This is a genomic window from Spongiactinospora gelatinilytica (assembly GCF_003236385.1).
GTDB lineage: Bacteria > Actinomycetota > Actinomycetes > Streptosporangiales > Streptosporangiaceae > Spongiactinospora > Spongiactinospora gelatinilytica.
Genome location: NZ_POUA01000569.1, coordinates 1 through 3,117, shown reverse-complemented (window position 1 = coordinate 3,117; position 3,117 = coordinate 1). Strand labels below are relative to the sequence as shown.

The window sequence follows — 3,117 nt, the reverse complement described above, 5'->3', positions numbered from 1 at the left end:
AGATGTGTATAAGGGACAGGGGTCGTAGGGGCGGCCGAAGGTGGTTCGGACCTCGGCCAGTAGGGCGGTGGCGGTGGCCGCGGGGTAGATCGTGGTGACGCGTATTCCGTGGGGGGACTCCTCCTCGCGGAGGGAGTGGGCCAGTTCTCGCAGAGCTGCCTTGCTGCCGACGAAGGCCGACCAGCGGGGGACGCCGGTCATTCCCGGGGAGGCGTTGACGAAGATCACGTGGCCTCTGGACCGGCGCAGGGCGGGCAGTGTCAGGCGTACGATTTCGGCGGCGGAGGCCACGTTGACGGCGAGGGTTCGGCGCCAGGTCTCTGGGTCGGTGTCGGCGACGGCTGCGATGGGGGAGATTCCCGCGCAGTACACCAGGGCCTGGACGTCTTGCGGTCGAGCCGCCAAGGCGGTGGCGAGGGTGGCCGGTTCGGACAGGTCGGCCTCGATGCCCGGTACGTCGAGCCGGGCGACGTCGCGGCCGATGGCGGTCACCTGATGTCCGGCGGCGGTGAGGGCGTCGACCAGTGGCCTGCCGATCCCTCCGGTGGCCCCGGTCACCAGTACGTTCCCCATGATCGGCTCTCCTGGTTTGTGCGCCGTACCTGGTCAACAGCGGGAGGCGAATGTGCAGGTTTGGCGAGGTAAAGGTGCGTTTACTGCCGAAGTATCGGTACTTCCCTGATAAAGGCGGACCCTCAGGGTAAACCCGGGGATAACCCGGAGGTCCCGGGGGATCCCGCCCCGAACGCCCCACCAGCGCGTAGGGTCGGAGTCAGTGCAGGGGATATGAAGGGACTCAAATAAATGCGCCGGATTTCACTCGCGATCGCCGCCGTGAGCGCAGCCAGTGTGGTGGCCCTCACCGGGTGCGGATCGACGAGTCCGCAGCTCGGCAATGTCAAGCTGGCCGCGGCCGAAGCCGTGGCGCAGACGGCCCAGAAGGCCGAGGCGGTCAACAGCTACACCGTTGACGCCGTGGCCGAATTCTCTCACCCCGAGGGTGACACCGGTAAGGTGCAGGGCCGGATGGTGTACCAGAGCAAGCCGCAGCTCGCGGTCGACGTCACCCTCGACACCGTCGCCTTCGGCGCGAACAGCCTGCCCGGCGGCGCCCGTGCGATCCTGCTCGGCGACACCGCGTACGTCAAGGTGGACGCCCTGAAGTCGGCCACCGGCGCGACCAAGCCGTGGATCAAGGCGTCCGTCGCCGACCTCGACGGGGAAGGCCAGAACGAGGCGAACGACGCGCTCGGCCGGGTGCAGCAGTTCGACCTGGCCGCGGCGGTCAAGCTGGTCACCGCGTCCAAGGACATCAAGGCCGTGGGCACCGAGAGCGTCGGCGGCGTCGACACCACGCACTACTCCGGCACCTTCCCGGTGGACGAGGCCGTCAAGCTGCTGGACGACGACAAGCGCGCCCGGGCCGCCGACCAGTTCGGCAAGGTCAAGGACATCAAGTTCGACCTGTGGGCGGACGCGCAGAGCCTGCCCCGCAAGATCACCATGAGCGGTTCGGCGGAGGGCGGCACGTTCAACGCCACCATGCTGTTCAAGGGCTACAACGAGCCGGTCGAGATCTCGGCCCCGCCGGCGAGCGAGGTCGGCGAGATCCCGCAGCAGGAGCACGTGTTCAACTAAGGCCTTTCCTGGTCAACAGACCTTTTTTCCACCCACCCGAAGGCCCGCGCCTGCCACCGGCGCGGGCCTTCGCCCTTTCCGCGCCCGCCGCCCCGCTCTCGCCGCCCCGCACCCGTTCGCAACCCCCAGGACCCCGTTCAGCGTGGGGTGAGCCGGATCACCGGGTACCGGCGGTCGGACTTGCTCTGGTACTTCGCGATCCGGGGCTGGGCGGCGGCGATGCGCTGCCAGGCCCGTTCGCGGTCGGCGCCGTCGAGGCGGTGCGGGGTCACCGGCAGCGGGGGCTCGCCGGGCAGTTCGATCGTCGCGCGGTCCGGGTGGGCCATCAGGTTGACGTACCAGTCAGGGTGCTGACTCCCGCCGCCCGACGCGACGATCAGCCGCCCGCCGTCCGCGTCATCGGCGAACCACGCCACCGGCGTCTCCCGGGGCTGCCCGCTGCGGCGGCCCACCGTGTTCAGGATCAGTACGTCCATGCCCATCATGTGGCCCCGGCCCCGCCGTACCTTGCGGTTCATCCGGGCGTTCATCGTGCGCTGCATCCACCGGGAGAACGCGCCGGGCGTGCCGGGCCTGCGCTTGCTCGTCTGCTGCTGTGCCATGAGCCACCTCCGGGGCCGGGGTCCGTTCGCTACCCCGCCAACGTAGGACGGCGGTGGCCCGGCACGCTTCTCCGATCCTGCTCAGGGCGCATCCGGGGCGCCGAGCAGGGTGCGCAGGATCGGTTCGGCGCGTGTCCACAGGACGGCGCCGCCCGCGTCCGGGACGAGGTGGTGGCGGGCGCCGGGGATGCGGGCGGCGAGGGTGCGGCCCTGGTCGGGGGAGTGGCCGATGTCGTGCTCGCCGTACCAGAGGTCCACCGGGATCTGGATCGCGCCCAGGTCGTACGGCCAGCGGGACATCGCCAGCAGCGTGTCACGGGCGTAACCCCCCGGACCCTGGCCGAACGCCTCGGCCATGGCCGCCCGAAAGGCGCGCGCGAACTCCGGCGACTCATAGACCGCGCGATCGACGGCGGGCGCGTTGGGCACGATCATGTCCCACAGCGCGGCGGGCGTGATGGCCTGGAAGGATCGCTCGGCCGCCGCCGGGTCGGCGGCGGCCAGGCGTACCAGGTCGCGCAGCGGCGCGGGCAGGGCCGGGGCGAACGCGGGCAAGGCCACCTCGTCGGCCCCGGACACGATCGCCGGCCGGGCCGCGATCGGGGCGCAGGCCAGGGCGAACGGCGCGCCCTGGGAGAAACCGACGATCCGCGGCCGGGTCAGCCCGAGCGCCGCGACGTCGGCGGGCCAGGAACCGAGCGTACGGCCGGGGGCGGGGTCGGAGGCTCCGAGGCCGGGCCGGTCGAGCGAGATCAGCCGGACGCCGAGCCGGTCCACGACGTCGCCGCCGAACCCCAGCGACCGGCCGGTCCCCGCCCCTGGGCAGAACACGACCGGTGTGCCGTCACGCGGCCCCCACTCCGCCCACCCGAGCCAC

4 protein-coding genes are annotated in these 3,117 nt (G+C 71.4%); 1 reads left to right on the top strand and 3 read right to left on the bottom strand.

Annotated features, from left to right (window positions below):
* Positions 1–573: SDR family NAD(P)-dependent oxidoreductase (locus C1I98_RS37025; RefSeq protein WP_111171929.1), on the bottom strand; the 573-nt coding region annotated here is incomplete at its 3' end.
* Positions 574–804: 231 nt separating this feature from the next.
* Between C1I98_RS37025 and C1I98_RS37020 the strand changes: the two genes are divergently transcribed.
* The gene (locus tag C1I98_RS37020; protein ID WP_497846189.1) at positions 805–1,638 is read left to right on the top strand and encodes an SCO4651 family lipoprotein; all 834 of its coding nucleotides are present in this window, start codon (positions 805–807) and stop codon (positions 1,636–1,638) included.
* 137 nt (positions 1,639–1,775) lie between these two features.
* On the opposite strand, the gene C1I98_RS37015 is transcribed toward C1I98_RS37020, so the two are convergent.
* Positions 1,776–2,240: a nitroreductase family deazaflavin-dependent oxidoreductase gene (locus C1I98_RS37015; protein ID WP_111171928.1), complete on the bottom strand. Its 465-nt coding sequence runs from the start codon at positions 2,238–2,240 to the stop codon at positions 1,776–1,778.
* 81 nt (positions 2,241–2,321) lie between these two features.
* The coding region (locus C1I98_RS37010; RefSeq protein ID WP_199537501.1) for an alpha/beta fold hydrolase at positions 2,322–3,117 on the bottom strand (796 nt) is incomplete at its 5' end.

Coding starts and splice junctions, on each gene's coding strand:
- C1I98_RS37020 (WP_497846189.1), top strand. CDS start 805: ATGCGCCGGATTTCACTCGCGATCGCCGCCGTGAGCGCAGCCAGTGTG.
- C1I98_RS37015 (WP_111171928.1), bottom strand. CDS start 2,240: ATGGCACAGCAGCAGACGAGCAAGCGCAGGCCCGGCACGCCCGGCGCG.